The organism is Serratia bockelmannii (assembly GCF_051803255.1).
GTDB classification, from domain to species: Bacteria; Pseudomonadota; Gammaproteobacteria; order Enterobacterales; family Enterobacteriaceae; genus Serratia; species Serratia bockelmannii.
In genome coordinates this window covers 3648536-3662008 of sequence record NZ_CP196512.1, presented here as the reverse complement: position 1 = coordinate 3662008, position 13473 = coordinate 3648536, and the positions used below count along the sequence as shown (strand labels likewise).

Annotated in this window: 13 protein-coding genes; 8 read left to right on the top strand and 5 right to left on the bottom strand. The window is 62.7% G+C overall.

All coding sequences use genetic code 11. The annotated features are described in order from the left end of the window. Positions 1-70 precede the first annotated feature (70 nt). Positions 71-292, top strand: a complete 222-nt coding sequence (locus ACSJLU_RS17440; RefSeq protein WP_004936201.1) for a hypothetical protein — start codon at positions 71-73, stop codon at positions 290-292. Between the two features lie 51 nt (positions 293-343). Here the strand turns inward: ACSJLU_RS17440 and apbE are convergent, their stop codons facing one another. Then, complete coding sequence (gene apbE, locus ACSJLU_RS17435; protein ID WP_342096463.1) at positions 344-1375, bottom strand: FAD:protein FMN transferase ApbE; 1032 nt, start codon at positions 1373-1375, stop codon at positions 344-346. Between the two features lie 154 nt (positions 1376-1529). Here apbE and ACSJLU_RS17430 point away from each other — a divergent pair, with 154 nt between their 5' ends. Further along, positions 1530-2642 carry an SLC13 family permease gene (locus ACSJLU_RS17430; protein ID WP_049203718.1) on the top strand — a complete coding sequence of 371 codons (1113 nt, stop codon included), beginning with the start codon at positions 1530-1532 and terminating at the stop codon, positions 2640-2642. Here ACSJLU_RS17430 and pepT read toward each other — a convergent pair. Next, positions 2639-3886 (bottom strand): peptidase T, encoded by a 1248-nt coding sequence (gene pepT, locus ACSJLU_RS17425; protein ID WP_049294897.1) that lies wholly within the window; start codon positions 3884-3886, stop codon positions 2639-2641. The two genes, ACSJLU_RS17430 and pepT, sit on opposite strands and share 4 nt — an antisense overlap. A 217-nt stretch (positions 3887-4103) precedes the next feature. Here pepT and ACSJLU_RS17420 point away from each other — a divergent pair, with 217 nt between their 5' ends. Beyond that, positions 4104-5000: an endonuclease/exonuclease/phosphatase family protein gene (locus ACSJLU_RS17420; protein ID WP_025303712.1), complete on the top strand. Its 897-nt coding sequence runs from the start codon at positions 4104-4106 to the stop codon at positions 4998-5000. A gap of 27 nt (positions 5001-5027) precedes the next feature. Here ACSJLU_RS17420 and ACSJLU_RS17415 read toward each other — a convergent pair whose 3' ends face one another. Beyond that, the gene (locus tag ACSJLU_RS17415; protein WP_342096462.1) at positions 5028-6461 is read right to left on the bottom strand and encodes a PLP-dependent aminotransferase family protein; all 1434 of its coding nucleotides are present in this window, start codon (positions 6459-6461) and stop codon (positions 5028-5030) included. Between the two features lie 93 nt (positions 6462-6554). Here ACSJLU_RS17415 and ACSJLU_RS17410 point away from each other — a divergent pair, with 93 nt between their 5' ends. Further along, positions 6555-7010: a rhodanese-like domain-containing protein gene (locus tag ACSJLU_RS17410; protein WP_089181159.1), complete on the top strand. Its 456-nt coding sequence runs from the start codon at positions 6555-6557 to the stop codon at positions 7008-7010. 4 nt (positions 7011-7014) lie between these two features. Here ACSJLU_RS17410 and flk read toward each other — a convergent pair whose 3' ends face one another. Next, complete coding sequence (flk, locus tag ACSJLU_RS17405; protein WP_060433740.1) at positions 7015-8043, bottom strand: flagella biosynthesis regulator Flk; 1029 nt, start codon at positions 8041-8043, stop codon at positions 7015-7017. A gap of 205 nt (positions 8044-8248) precedes the next feature. Between flk and ACSJLU_RS17400 the strand changes: the two genes are divergently transcribed. From ACSJLU_RS17400 to ACSJLU_RS17385, 4 genes are read left to right on the top strand one after another with little or no spacing between them, the layout of a single operon-like run. Next, a complete protein-coding gene (locus tag ACSJLU_RS17400; RefSeq protein ID WP_033639760.1) occupies positions 8249-8611 on the top strand; it encodes a hypothetical protein in 363 nt (120 codons plus the stop codon). 49 nt (positions 8612-8660) lie between these two features. Beyond that, the gene (locus ACSJLU_RS17395) at positions 8661-10697 is read left to right on the top strand and encodes a protein-disulfide reductase DsbD family protein (RefSeq protein ID WP_342096461.1); all 2037 of its coding nucleotides are present in this window, start codon (positions 8661-8663) and stop codon (positions 10695-10697) included. After that, positions 10694-11410 (top strand): DsbA family protein, encoded by a 717-nt coding sequence (locus tag ACSJLU_RS17390; RefSeq protein ID WP_049294894.1) that lies wholly within the window; start codon positions 10694-10696, stop codon positions 11408-11410. Before ACSJLU_RS17395 ends, ACSJLU_RS17390 begins: the two co-directional genes overlap by 4 nt. After that, positions 11403-11903, top strand: coding sequence for a protein disulfide oxidoreductase (locus tag ACSJLU_RS17385; RefSeq protein WP_089196121.1), 501 nt, complete (start codon positions 11403-11405; stop codon positions 11901-11903). The genes ACSJLU_RS17390 and ACSJLU_RS17385 overlap by 8 nt, the downstream gene beginning before the upstream one ends. On the opposite strand, the gene ACSJLU_RS17380 is transcribed toward ACSJLU_RS17385, so the two are convergent. Beyond that, positions 11900-13366, bottom strand: a complete 1467-nt coding sequence (locus ACSJLU_RS17380) for a PLP-dependent aminotransferase family protein (RefSeq protein WP_089181156.1) — start codon at positions 13364-13366, stop codon at positions 11900-11902. The genes ACSJLU_RS17385 and ACSJLU_RS17380 overlap by 4 nt on opposite strands. Positions 13367-13473 lie beyond the last annotated feature (107 nt).

Below are 13473 nucleotides of genomic sequence, written 5' to 3'. Positions count from 1 at the left end.
ACAATAGCCAGGTAGCGTGATTATCGCTCGGCGTAGCTTTCTAAAGTGATCGAACATTGAGGCAAGAAGTATGAAAAAGTTAATTGCGGTTGGGTTACTGTCGGCCGTGTTGGCCGGATGCGCCACCGATTCTCCCTGCGTGCCGGTCTACGATGACCAGGGGCGTCTGGTGCACACCAACACCTGTATGAAGGGCACCACTCAGGATAACTGGGAAACCGCGGGCGCGATCGCCGGCGGCGCGGCGGCGGTTGCCGGTCTGACCCTCGGTATCATCGCGCTGACCAAGTGATCGGCGCGGAACAGGAATAAGCCCGGCCATTGCGCGCCGGGCTTTTTTATCTCACTGCACCAAAAACGCTTTGAATTGCGGCGTCATCACGGCGCTGAAACCGTCGTCGGTTTTGCTGATCAGGTAGACCGCCAGCCCTTTATCTTCTGCGAGCTGCAACGCTTTCTCCGGGCCCAGCACCATCAAGCCGGTATCCCAGCCGTCGGCCTCGAGCGCAGTGGGGGCGATCACCGTGGCGGAAACCAGCCGGTGGTTGATCGGCCTGCCGGTGGTCGGATCGATGACATGGGAGTAGCGCTGGCCGTTTTGTTCAAAGTAGTTGCGGTAGCTGCCGGCGGTGCTGATGCCGTAACCGTGCAGATCCACCAGCGCCTGCACCGCATTTTCACGATCGGTCGGCTTTTGGATCGCTACCCGCCAGGGTTTGCCCTGGCCGTTGACGCCGCGTGAAGAGACCGCGCCACCGACCGATACCAGGTAGTTGGTAATGCCGTGACGGTTCATCAGGCGCACCAACTCATCCGCGCCATAGCCTTCGCCCAGCGTCGAGAGATCGACATACATGCCCGGCAGATCTTTTTGCAGCCACTCCCCGCGACTGTCGCTGATCAGCTTCAGGTGTTGCAGGCCGATGTTCTGCTTCGCCGCGTCGATCTGCGCCTGTTCCGGCACCTTGACCGGATGCTTGTCTGGGCCGAATCCCCACAGGTTTACCAGCGGGCCGACGGTGATGTCCATGGCGCCGCCGGTATCACGGCCGATGCGCTGGGCCATCAACACGATGTCCGCCATGCCGCGCGGGATAGGCTGCGGTTCGAGGCTGGCGCTGTGGTTAAACCGCGACAGCACCGAATCGGCGCGGTAGGTCGAGATGTCGTCGTTGGCCCGTTCGAGCACCGTGTCGATCTGCCGCTGCAGCTCTTGTTTGCCGATCGCGACGTCACCGCTGACCTTAACGCTGTAGAAGGTGCCCATGGTCTTGCCGTCGATATCGATTTGCGGGCGGGAGGCGGCATCGTCGCAGGCGGCGAGCAGGGCGCATAAGGCGCTGAGCAACGCCCCTTTGGCGAACAGGGAAGCCATAACATGTCCTTTGAAACCGTGAAAGCCGCTACAAATAAAGTAAAGCGCGGCAAATGAAAAGCGGATAAAGGTAAAATAGCATTTTGCTGGCGCTGAAGCCGCGCCTGAGCTAACGTCTCGCTCATGCTTTTCGCTGAGGTTTCAAGCTGCCACCATGAGTGCAACCGCCATTTCCCGGATTATCCATCCCTTTGTCAAAGATCGCTTCTTGCATGTATTGCTGCTGGCCGGCGTGGCGATGTTCGTCTTTCATCCGCAGCCATTGGCGGCGTTGGGCGGCTTTATCGACGGCCGCACCCTCATCACCCTGCTGGGGCTGATGCTGCTGACCAAAGGCGTTGAGGTTAGCGGCTACTTCGACTTCGTTGGCCGTAAGATTATCAACCGGTTGCACAGCGAACGACGGCTAGCGCTGTTCCTGGTGTTTTCAGCCGCGCTGCTGTCGTCGTTTCTGACCAACGACGTGGCGCTGTTTATCGTCATTCCGCTCACCATCACGCTAAAAAAGCTGTCGGCGCTGCCGGTTGGCCGCTTGATCATCTTCCAGGCGCTGGCGGTGAACGCCGGTTCGTTGCTGACGCCGATCGGCAACCCGCAAAATATCCTACTGTGGAGCCGATCCGGCCTCTCTTTCCTCGATTTTATCGGCCAGATGGCGCCGTTTGGCGCCGCAATGATGTTGAGCCTGCTGGCGCTGACCTGGTTCAGCTTCCCGGCGCGCGACATCGTGAAAACGCCGAATACCGAGGGGTATCCCTACCAGCGGCCGCTGTTGCTGAGCTGTGTAGGGCTGTATGCAGTTTTCCTGCTGTGTCTCGATTTCGATCTGCCGTTGTACGGGCTGCTGGCGGTGTTCGCCGGTTTCTTGCTGCTGGCGCGCCGAGTGCTGTTGCAGATCGACTGGAGTCTGATTTTCGTGTTCGCCGCCATGTTCATCGATGTCGGCCTGTTTACCCGCTTGCCGCCGCTTCAGCCGGCGTTCGCCGCCATCGCCGGGCTGAGCGAGGGGAGCGTGTATGCGTTGGGCGTCGGGCTGTCGCAGATCGTCAGCAACGTGCCGGCCACCATACTGTTGCTCAACTATGTGCCCTCCAGCGCTCAGCTGGCCTATGCGGTCAACGCCGGCGGCTTCGGGTTGGCGATCGGATCGCTCGCCAACCTGATTGCGCTGCGCATGGCGGGGGAGCGCAAGATCTGGTTGCGCTTCCACTATTATTCGCTGCCGCTGTTGGTATGGGCCGCGTTGCTCGGCTGGGTGATGAGCTAAGCCGGTTGGCCGCTTTGCCGCGCGGCCAGCAGGCAAATGCTGCGGGTCACCTGATAGGATTTCACGAAGGCGCTGACGGGTAAAAACTCGAAGCGCGAGTGGAAGTTATGCGCGCCGGTGAAGTAATTGGGCGTCAGGATACCGCGGCTGGAGAGCGCCGCACCGTCGGTGCCGCCGCGCATTGGGATCACCTTCGGCGGGATGCCGTGGGCGGCAAGGGCGCCGAAGATCAGATCGATAGCGCGTCGATCTTCGCCGATGGCATTGCTGATGTTGCTGTAGATGTCGCTGACGTTGCAGCTAACGTTGGCGCGCGGATAGTTGGCCGCCACCTGGCGCACCGTCTCCTCAAGGCGGGCCTTGCGCGCCTCGAACGCCGCGCGATCGAAGTCGCGAATCGACACCTTCAGCGTCGCCTGATTGGCGTTGGCGGCCAGATCGGTGAACCAGAAATAGCCCTCGCGCCCTTCGGTGTGCTCCGGGGTATCCAGTACATCGAATCGGTTAATGATGTCGTTGGCGATGCGTATCGGGTTGATTAACACGTTTTTCGCCGACATCGGGTGGGCGGTCACCCCCTCGATGCGGATCTCCGCCGCTGCCGCGTTGAAATTCTCGTACACCACTTCACCCAGTTCGCAGCAGTCGATGGTGTAGGCGAAATCGACGGGGAAACGCTGCAGATCCAGCGCCTTGGCGCCGCGCAGGCCGATTTCTTCGTCCGGTACGAACGCCACCACGATATCGCCGTGGCGATCGGCCGCGGTCAGGTTGGCCAGCAGCGTCATCACCACGGTGACCGCCGCCTTATTGTCGGCGCCCAGCACGCTGGTGCCGTCGCTGAACAGGATCTCTTCGTTCCGGTAGGGCAGGATCTCCGGATGCTCGGCGGTACGCAGCCAGATGTCCTGCTCGGCGTTCAGGCATAAATCCTCGCCGGTGAAGCGCAGGCGCTGCGGATGAATCTCGGGCGACAGGCCGACGTCCACGGTGTCGATATGCGTGATGAAGCCGATGCGCGGCGCGCCGGGTTGGGTGCCGGGCTTGCGGGCGGTCACGGTGGCGTGCTCGTCGATTTGCACGTCGGCCAGGCCGAGCCGGCGCAGCTCGTCCGCCAACAGTTGCGCCATCTCATGCTGCCCCGGCGTGCTGGGCAGGGCGGTTGCGGCGGCGTCGCTCTGGCTGGTCACCGCCAGATAGCGGAAGAAACGTTCGGTAAGCTGTTCGGCAATCGGGCTGGTCATCGGAACTCCTCGCGGTTGGCAATCTACCGGTTTTAAAACGAAATCAGCCGATTGTCCAACGGCGCAATGCGTAAACCGCCAGAATGCGAAGCATCGCGCAGAAACGAAAAATAGCGGTGCAACTAGGAAATAGTCGCAGGTTTCTGCGGCAAAATCGGTGTTAGCTGTGGGCCGGGAAGCGCCTACATAACACTTATCTGTCCCTCAAGGAGAATTCATGCACACCGGTCACGCTCTGCTTATCACTTTACTGTCCCTGGGCATCTCTCACAGCGCCTGGGCGTCTGCCGATACCGGGCATGCCAACAGCAACGCCAACAGCCGCGAAGTGGCCAGCGCGTTGGGCGGCCTGAAGAACAAAACCTACGAGCTGGAGCAGGCGCCGAAGATCCGCGTCGCCAGCTTCAATATCGCCGCCGGCAAGGTCAGCGACATGACCGCCATCGCCAAGGCGATTCGCGCGATGAACGTCGACGTGGTGGCGCTGCAGGAGGTGGATAAACTCACCGCCCGCAGCGGGCGCGTCGATCAGGCGGCGGAACTGGCGAAGCTGACCGGCATGCAGGCGGTGTTTGGCCGGGCGATCGATTTCGACGGCGGTGAATATGGCCTGGCGTTTCTCTCGAAGTATCCGCTGCACGACGCCGTGATCTATCCGTTGCCGTCCGGCCAGCGCGAACAGCGCATCGCCTTCAGTGCCAAAGTTGACGTGCCGGAGTTCCCGGCGCCGATCACCCTGTTCAACGCACATCTCGATACCAAGGAAGATCCGACAATGCGTCTGGATCAGGTGCGGGAGCTGAACGATCGCGCCATCGAAGTGCGCGGCATCAAGCTGCTGTTCGGCGACATGAACGATGTGCCGGGCAGCGTGACCTGGCTGGAGCTGAGCCGCTATTGGAACGACATCATGCCTAACGGGCAGGACGGCCGCAGCTGGCCGGCGGAAAACGCCGAGATCAAGGTGGATTACATCTTTAGCGGCAATGCGCAGCGTTGGCATCTGGACAGCCTGACGGTGCCGAACGCCAGCGGTGATTGGAACGGCGTGCACTGGCCGGCGGTGAGCGACCACCTGCCGCTGGTGGCGGAGATGCGCCTGACCGAGCAATAAGCCGGCCGGCGTCTCTCCGGGGCAGGGCTAAGCCGCGGCGATCCGCGCCAGCCGCTCGACGGCGCTGCGGATCTCGCCCGGCGTCAGGGCCGAAAAACCCAGCAGCCAGCCATCGCGCTGGGCCTGAACCGTTTGGTATTGCGCCGTTAACCCGGGCGTAAGGACGCCGAGCCGCCACGCCTGCCGGCTGAGCGCCGCCTCTCGGCCGGGCGGCAGCCAAACGCTGAGCTGCAGGCCGCCGGCGGCGGGAACGGCCGTGGCGAAGTGGCTCAGCTTTTCGCGCACTTCCGTCAGCAGCACATCGCGCCGGCTGTGGTAGAGCTGGCGCATATAGCGAATATGCGCGGCGAAGTGCCCCTGACGGATGAATTCGGCGGTGATCGCCTGCATCAGCTGCGCGCTATGGCCGTCATAGACCGTGCGCGCGGTGACGAACGGTTCGACCAGCGCGGGTGGCACGATCAGGTACGCCAGCCGCAGCGAAGGGAACAGCGATTTGGAGAAGGTGCCGAGGTATAACACCCGGCCACGGCGATCCAGGCCCTGCATCGCCGGTATCGGCAGGCCGTCGTAATGAAACTCGCTGTCGTAATCGTCTTCGATGATCCAGGCCTGCTGCCTTTCCGCCAGCGCCAGCAACGCTAACCGGCGCGCCAGGCTGAGCGCAGCGCCGGTCGGGTACTGGTGCGAGGGCGTCAGATAAATCAAACGCGGATCGGGCAAGGAAGGTTCTGCTCGCAGGCCGTCGGCGTCTACCGCTACCGGCGTCAGCGCGGCGCCGGCGCTGATGAAGGCATTTCTCGCCCCGGCGTAACCCGGCTCTTCCATCCAGACGCTGTCGCCACTGTCCAGCAGTAACGTGGCAATCAGTTGCAGCGCCTGCTGCGAACTGGTCAGCACGATAACCTGGTTTGCATCGCAGACTACGCCGCGCGTTTGGTTGACGTGGGCGGCAATCGCTTCACGCAGCGGCAAATAGCCCTGCGGGTCGCCGTAGCGCAGCAGGCTTTCTCCCTGTAGCCGCAGGCGCTGCGCGGTCAGCTGCTTCCATAAGGCCAGCGGAAACGCGCGCAGGTCCGGCGAGCCGGCAGCGAAGGCCTGAGGATACTGCGGATCGCGGCAGCCGCCGGTTTGCACGATCTGTTGGCCGCGCTGTGAAAGACGTGGCATGCCGGAGCCGGTCGCCGGTGGTGGCGACTTGGCGATACGGATCGCCACAAATGTGCCCTGGCCGACGCGGCGCTGCAAATACCCCTCCGCCTCCAACTGGCCGTACGCCGCTTCTACGGTCACCCGCGAGAGGCTCAGATCGCGGGCCAACACCCTGCTGGAAGGCAGGCGTTGCCCAACGTTTAATGCGCCGTGGTGGATGGCCTGCCGCAATGCCGCACACAGACGATCGCGCAGCGTGCCGGCGGCGTGAGGCGATTGCTGAAACAGCGTGATCAGCGTGTGCCGCATAATGGGTCTTATCATGAGTAAAAAATGGGTATCAATCATAAGACCAAAATCGGGCACTATTGTCATCTGTCTTGATCAACGGGAGTGAGTGATATGCCGAAAGAATCCTTGGTGCTGGCTTTTCCGCCAGCGGCGCCGGAAGAGAGCCTGGCCTATCTGGCGGCCAAACTGAGCCGCTATGCGGATGCCTGGGACGTGGCGGAAGATTTGCGCAATGGCGTGGACGGGATGGTGGTGATCGATACCCGTGCGGAGGCGCTGTACGCCGCCGGGCATATCCCCGGCGCATTCAGCTTGCCGCATCGCCTGATGGATGAAGCCGGCACGGCGCACCTGGATCGCCAAAAGGTGTATGTGACCTACTGCGACGGCATCGGCTGCAACGGTTCCACCAAAGGCGCCTACAAGCTGGCGACGTTGGGGTTCAGGGTGAAGGAGTTGATTGGCGGGCTGGATTTCTGGCTGCGCGACGGCCATCCGTTGGCCATCGGCGAACTGCCGGGGTCACTGCGCGATCGGGCGGCCGCAGCGGACTGCGGCTGCGCCTAAGGCGTTAAAACACCAGCGCCAGCACGACGGCCAACGCCAACAGCAGCAGGATCAGCGCCACGGCGGGCTTACTCAGCGCTTTTTGCAGCGGCAGAGGCAGGGCGGCGATCAGCGGGTTGAGCAGCGGCTGCGGTTCGATAGGGGGGCTGGCGATCGGCTGTGCCTGGCCGGCTTTCTCCAGACGGCGGGCAAACAGCTGATGAATGGCGTCGCTCATTTGCGGATGCGTCAGCGGCGCGTTGGCGCCGCAGTTGAAGCGCGTCTGGCAATAGTCGTTCATCTGCTGCAGTTCTTGCTCATCCGCCGGCTGTTTGAGCGCCGCCAGCAGGTTGTTCAGCGTTGGCGCGTTCTGCGGGCTGAGCGCCACCTTCACCTGTAAAAATTGGTTCAGCAGCTGGAAGTGGCGCGCCGGCAGCGGATCGTTGGTTTTCACGCCCGCCAGATCGAACAGCGTTTGCCAAATTTTAGCCGGCGCTTCACCGGTCGCGGCGCTGAGTTTGGTGACCTGCTGCTGCAGGCTTTGATGCTCTGCGGGCAGCAGCGGGCGATCGCTGGTGGCGGTTTGCTGCGGTTGGGGAATGGTCAGGCCGCCGGTCTGCAACAGATTCAGCACCTGCTGCAGCTGTGGTGGGCTTAACTGGCTCAACACCGTATGGCCGAACCGTTGACGAATAAAGTCACTGACCGCCTGGCGGTTGTTGCCCAGGGGCAGTAATTCGGCCAGCTGTTGCAGCAGTTGGCGCCCGGCATGGTTTTGCTGCGCCTGCGTCAGGCGCGTTTGCAGCAGCTGTTCCGCCGGTTGAAAATGGCGCGCCAGCAGTTCGCCGCCTTTGTCGGCGCCGAGATCGTGACGCAGAGACGCCCAGATCTCCGCCGATTTTACCGGGCTGAGCGTCATGATTTTCACGATCAGTTTTTCCAGCGTTGTGCGCTGTGCCGGAGAGAGGGGTTGATCGTCAGTGGCCGCCGTTTTGCCCGGGGAAGGGGGGCGCTCGCCGGCGATTGGGGTGCCCGGCCCACTCAAAGGTTGCATATCACCAGTCCTTCGCTGTGTATCCCCGCAGTGTGCCTGGAGGAGAGAATCGTCATCGTACCCGGCGAAAAGCGCAGGCTTACCCTCTATGATACCTGTAATTCGCCGCCATCAATACCGCCGCTCAGACATTTCTTTACCGACAAAACGTTGCTAATCGCGTCTGCGCCGCTAAGATAACCCCAGATCTGAACATGAGGATGGCATGGTTAAACGGCAGCGGATTGCAAAATGGTTTTTATGCCTGGCTTGCCTGGTGGTGCTGACGTGCATGACCCAGCGCATGGCGGGCCTGCATGCGCTGCAGCAAACGCTGGGGATCCCGGCCGCTACCGCCGTTCAGTCCAGCGATGCCGCCGCCGAAGCGCAGCCGACGCCCTGTGAACTGAGCGCCAAATCATTGCTGGCCGCGCCGCCGGTAATGTTCGAAACCGTGCTGTTCGGGCTGGGTCTGCTGCTGGCTCTGTTGGCGCCGACCATTGCCGCGCGTCTGCGCATTCCTCCTCCTCGCGCCATTTCTCCACCCACCCTCAGGGTGCACCTTCGATTATGCGTCTTCCGTGAATGAGTTAATCGCCCGTTTTTCGCGGTGAATTAATCATTTATGGAGAATTAACATGTTGAAAATTATCAGGCTGGCCTGCGCTTGCCTGTTTATGCTGTGGCTGCCCGCCTTGCAGGCGGCGGACAGCGGCTGGCTGCAAAATCCGGCCAACGATCATGCCAAGGTGCGGCTGCGCGCCGACACGTCACAGCCGGGAGAGACCCGTCTGCTGCTGTCGGTCGAGCTGCAAAAAGGCTGGAAAACCTACTGGCGCTCTCCAGGCGAAGGCGGCATCGCGCCGGCTATCGTCTGGCAGGGCAACCCGCCGCCCGCAACCTGGCACTGGCCGACGCCGCAGCGTTTCGAGGTGGCCGGCATTTCCACCCAGGGCTATCACGATCGGGTCACGCTGCCGATCGTTATGCCAGGCCAGGTGTCCGGCCCGCTGGCGGGCACCCTGACGCTGTCCACTTGCAGCAATGTCTGCATTCTGACCGACTACCCGTTCAGCCTGGATCTGACTACGCCGAACGATCCGCTGTTTAACCACGATTTCGCGCAGGCGATGGGGCAGGTGCCGATCGCCGCTGGGTTGGCGGAAAGCGTCAAGGCCGGTTACCGCAGCGGCGAGCTGCAGATTTCCGCCGAACGTGCCGCCGGTTGGCAGCAACCCGCGCTGTTCTTCGATACGCTAGCGGATGCCGATCTCGGCAAGCCGCAGGTCGAGACCGACGGTGCTCAGCTGTTGGCGCGAGTGCCGGTCAGCGACGGTTGGGGCGATGCGGCGCCGGATCTGCGCGGCAAAACGCTGACGTTGGTGATTGACGACGGCGGCATGGCGCAGCAGATTACGCTGCCGATTGGCGATCCGCTGGCCGCGCCTGCCGGTGCGGCGTTCCCGTTATGGCAAGCGGTATTGATGGCGCTGGCGGGTGGGTTAATCCTCAACCTGATGCCGTGCGTGCTGCCAGTGCTGGGCATCAAGCTCGGTTCTATCCTGCAGGTGGAGCATCGCGATCGGCGCAGCGTTCGTTTGCAGTTCCTGGCGTCGTCGCTGGGTATCGTCGCCTCGTTTATGGCGTTGGCCTTGCTGATGACGCTGCTGAGACTCGGCAACCACGCGCTTGGCTGGGGCATTCAGTTCCAGAATCCGTGGTTTATCGGCTTTATGGTGCTGGTGACGCTGCTGTTCAGCGCCAACCTGTTTGGCCTGTTCCATCTGCGCCTCTCATCCGATCTGAATACCTCACTGGCCACCCATAACGGGCACGGTCTGAGCGGCCATTTCTGGCAGGGCGCGTTCGCTACGCTACTGGCGACGCCGTGCTCGGCGCCGTTTCTCGGCACGGCGGTGGCCTTCGCGCTGGCGGCGTCGCTGCCGGTGCTGTGGGGCATGTTCATCGCACTCGGCATCGGCATGAGCCTGCCGTGGCTGCTGATTGCCGCCTGGCCTTCGCTGGCGCTGCGCTTGCCGCGCCCCGGCCACTGGATGAATACCGTCAAGCTGGCGATGGGGTTGTTGATGCTGGCGTCGTCGCTGTGGCTGCTGAGCCTGCTGAGCAATCATATCGGCGTGCAGGCCACGCTGTGGCTGGGGGCGCTGGCGCTGCTGGCGTTGCTGCTGGCAGTATGGCGTCAGCAGGGAGCACGGTTAGCGGCCGAGCTGGCGGCGGGCACGTTGGTGCTGGCTGGCGTGGCCTTGTTGGCCGGCTCGCTGACCGCCGGCCTGTGGCGCCAACCGTTGCAGGATCGGGTGCAGTGGCAACCGCTGAGCGAACAGGCGATTGCCGAGGCGCTGGCCCAGCATAAGCGGGTGTTCGTCGACGTGACCGCCGACTGGTGCGTGACCTGTAAAGCCAACAAATTCAATGTGCTGCTGCGCGATGACGTACAGCGCGCGCTGAGCGCCGACGATGTGGTCGCGCTGCGCGGCGACTGGAGCCGCCCGTCGGCCGACATCAGCGCCTTCCTGCAAAAGCGCGGCAGCGTCGCCGTGCCTTTCAACCAAATCTATGGCCCCGGCAGCCCGGACGGCGAGGTGTTATCCCCGCTGTTGACCCGTGACGCCGTGCTGCAAACGCTCTCCCATGCCAAAGGAACCGAACAATGAAAAAGCTACTGATTTTACTGATGATCATCGCCGCCCCGGCGTGGGCCGCCGAGCCTTTCACCCCGGCGCAAGAGGCGCGCATTAAAGAGATGATCCGCGAAACGCTGGTGTCCAACCCGGACATTCTGGCGCAGGCGGTGGACGCCTGGCAGCAGCAAACCGCCGGCCAGCAAATCAGCCAGGCTATCAAGCAGAACGCCAAAACGCTGTATCAGGATCCGGCCAGCCCGCGCCTGGGCGCCGCCAACGCCAAACTGACGCTGGTGACCTTTACCGACTATAACTGCCCGTACTGCAAGCGGTTTGATCCGATGCTGGAGAAGATCGTCAAGCAATACCCGGATGTGGCGCTGGTGGTGAAGCTATTGCCGTTCAAGGGCGAAAGCTCGGTCAGCTCGGCGCGCGTGGCGCTCACCACCTGGCAGCAGCATCCGGATCAATTCTGGGCTTTGCACCAGCGGCTGATGGCGAAAAAGGGCTTCCACGACAAGGCCAGCATCGCCGCCGCGCAGGAGAAAACCGGCGTCAAGGCGGTGGCTCCGAGCGAACAAAGCATGACCACGCTGCGCACCAATATGGAATTGGCGGAACAATTGGGCGTACAAGGGACGCCGGCGACGCTGATCGGCGATCGGATGCTGCCGGGGGCGGTGTCCTATGAAGAGCTGGAAACGATGGTGAAGCAGCAGCTGGCGAAGGCCAACCATGGCTAAGCTCAAGCGCTGGGGGCGCGAGTTGCTGCTGCTGGCGCTGATCGTACTGGCGGTGGTCACGGTAATGGATTGGCTGAACGCGCCGCAGGCGCCGCCGGCCTTCGATGCCCAGACGCTGACCACGTTGGACGGTGATCGCGTATCGTTGGCGCAGCTCAGCCATGAACGGCCGCTGCTGGTTTACTTCTGGGCCAGTTGGTGCGGCGTCTGCCGTTTCACCACGCCGGACGTCGCCCGTTTGCAGGCGACGGGCGGCAACGTGCTGACCGTCGCGCTGCGCTCGGGCGACGATACCCAGGTGAAACAGTGGCTGGCACGCAAACGGCTGGCGCTGCCGGTGGTCAACGATCCGGCCGGTACGCTGTCGGCGCAGTGGCAGATTGGTGTGACGCCGACCTTCGTGGTGATCTCGCAGGGCAAAGTGGTGCAGAGTACCACCGGCTGGACCAGTTACTGGGGGATGAAGCTGCGGCTGTGGTGGGCCGCCGTCTAACCGGCGTTTTTCTCTGTTATCACTTCCTCAATCGCCCGGCCCAGCCGGGCGATACCTTCTTCAATCTGCGGCGGCGAGTTGGCGGCGAAGTTTAGCCGCAGACTGTGCGCGCCCAGCTGTTCCTGGGCATAAAAGCATTCGCCGCGCGCGAAAGTGACGCCGTGTCGCCAGGCCACCGGCATCAGTTCGGTGGTGGTTACCGTCGCGGGCAGCGTCAGCCAGATAAACAAGCCGCCTTGCGGCGTTTCGAAACGGCACCCCGGCGGCAACCGCCGTTGCAACGCGTCGATCATCACTTCCAGATGGCGGCGGTAGACGCGCCCGGCGCGCCGCAGCTGCTTGTCGTAACGGCCGACGGTGACGAACGCGTCCAGTGCCCGCTGGATCAGACTGGAGCTGGTGAAGCTGTCGACGTGTTTCAGCCTGGCGAAACGCTGATAGTGTTCGCTGTCCGCCACCAGATAGCCGATGCGCATGCTGGGCAGCAGCATCTTGGAGAAAGTGCTGACGTAGATCACCGCGCCCGGCTGCGCCAGCGCGCGCAGCGACGGCAGCTGCTTGCCCTGGTAACGCAGATCGCCGACGAAATCGTCCTCCAGGATCACCACGCCGGCCTGTTGGGCGATCGCCAGTAGGCGTCGCCGACGCACCTCGCTCAGGCAGCGGCCGGTCGGGTTGTGGAAATTGGGGATGGTATAGATCAGTTTAGGGCGGTGGCGTTCCAGCAACTCGGGCAATCGTTCGACCAGCATGCCGTGGCGATCGCCGGGCACGGTGACGATATTGATGCGGTGCTGGCGCAGCAGGCCCAGCGCTTCGGCGTAGGTCGGCTCTTCGACGATCACCGTATCACCCGGCGCCAGCAGGCTTTGCACCACCAGACTGATGGCGTGCTGCGAGCCGTTGGTGATCAGCACCTGTTCCGCCTGCGTGGGGATACCCTGTGCGCTGAGGATGCGGCTCAGCGTATCGCGCAGCGGGTAGTAGCCGCAGTACTCCCCGTAGCTGAAGGCTTCTTCCGCATGGCGGCTGAGCACCGACAGCAGCACTTTGCGAAACGCCTCCAGCGGAAACACCTTAGGGCTGCCGACGCCGGCGGCGAAGTTGATCAGCCCCTCGGGCAGCGGGGCGTCGGCATAGCCGTCCAGCCGCGAGGTGAGGGTGGTGAAGCTTTCCAGCGGGAAGGGGGTATCGCTGCTCGGCCGGGCTGGGCGCGCCTGCGTCTGCGGGTGCGCAACATAGGCGCCGCTGCCGCGCCGCTGATGCAAAAAGCCCTTGGCCGCCAGTTCGGCATAGGCGTTATCCACCGTTAAACGGCTGACCGCCAGCTCGGCCGCCAGCGTGCGCGTCGAGGGCAGCTTGTCGCCATCGACGAACACGCCGGTAAGGATGGCGCGCCGCAGCGCTTCTTCGATCTGTAAATAGAGCGGAACGTCCTGCTCGCGATCTAACGGGATGTGCATGCAAAATTGGCCCGGTTAGGGAGAGATATTTTCACTATACCCCATGTCATCAGGGCTTCAAGCGCAGAAAAGTGGCCTGTATGACAACGCCGTAAAGTGGCTATAGT

Bases quoted from the DNA above. Each gene is read 5' to 3' on its own strand.
- ACSJLU_RS17440 (WP_004936201.1), top strand. From the start codon at position 71: ATGAAAAAGTTAATTGCGGTTGGGTTACTGTCGGCCGTGTTGGCCGGA.
- apbE (WP_342096463.1), bottom strand. From the start codon at position 1,375: ATGGCTTCCCTGTTCGCCAAAGGGGCGTTGCTCAGCGCCTTATGCGCC.
- ACSJLU_RS17430 (WP_049203718.1), top strand. From the start codon at position 1,530: ATGAGTGCAACCGCCATTTCCCGGATTATCCATCCCTTTGTCAAAGAT.
- pepT (WP_049294897.1), bottom strand. From the start codon at position 3,886: ATGACCAGCCCGATTGCCGAACAGCTTACCGAACGTTTCTTCCGCTAT.
- ACSJLU_RS17420 (WP_025303712.1), top strand. From the start codon at position 4,104: ATGCACACCGGTCACGCTCTGCTTATCACTTTACTGTCCCTGGGCATC.
- ACSJLU_RS17415 (WP_342096462.1), bottom strand. From the start codon at position 6,461: ATGCGGCACACGCTGATCACGCTGTTTCAGCAATCGCCTCACGCCGCC.
- ACSJLU_RS17410 (WP_089181159.1), top strand. From the start codon at position 6,555: ATGCCGAAAGAATCCTTGGTGCTGGCTTTTCCGCCAGCGGCGCCGGAA.
- flk (WP_060433740.1), bottom strand. From the start codon at position 8,043: ATGCAACCTTTGAGTGGGCCGGGCACCCCAATCGCCGGCGAGCGCCCC.
- ACSJLU_RS17400 (WP_033639760.1), top strand. From the start codon at position 8,249: ATGGTTAAACGGCAGCGGATTGCAAAATGGTTTTTATGCCTGGCTTGC.
- ACSJLU_RS17395 (WP_342096461.1), top strand. From the start codon at position 8,661: ATGTTGAAAATTATCAGGCTGGCCTGCGCTTGCCTGTTTATGCTGTGG.
- ACSJLU_RS17390 (WP_049294894.1), top strand. From the start codon at position 10,694: ATGAAAAAGCTACTGATTTTACTGATGATCATCGCCGCCCCGGCGTGG.
- ACSJLU_RS17385 (WP_089196121.1), top strand. From the start codon at position 11,403: ATGGCTAAGCTCAAGCGCTGGGGGCGCGAGTTGCTGCTGCTGGCGCTG.
- ACSJLU_RS17380 (WP_089181156.1), bottom strand. From the start codon at position 13,366: ATGCACATCCCGTTAGATCGCGAGCAGGACGTTCCGCTCTATTTACAG.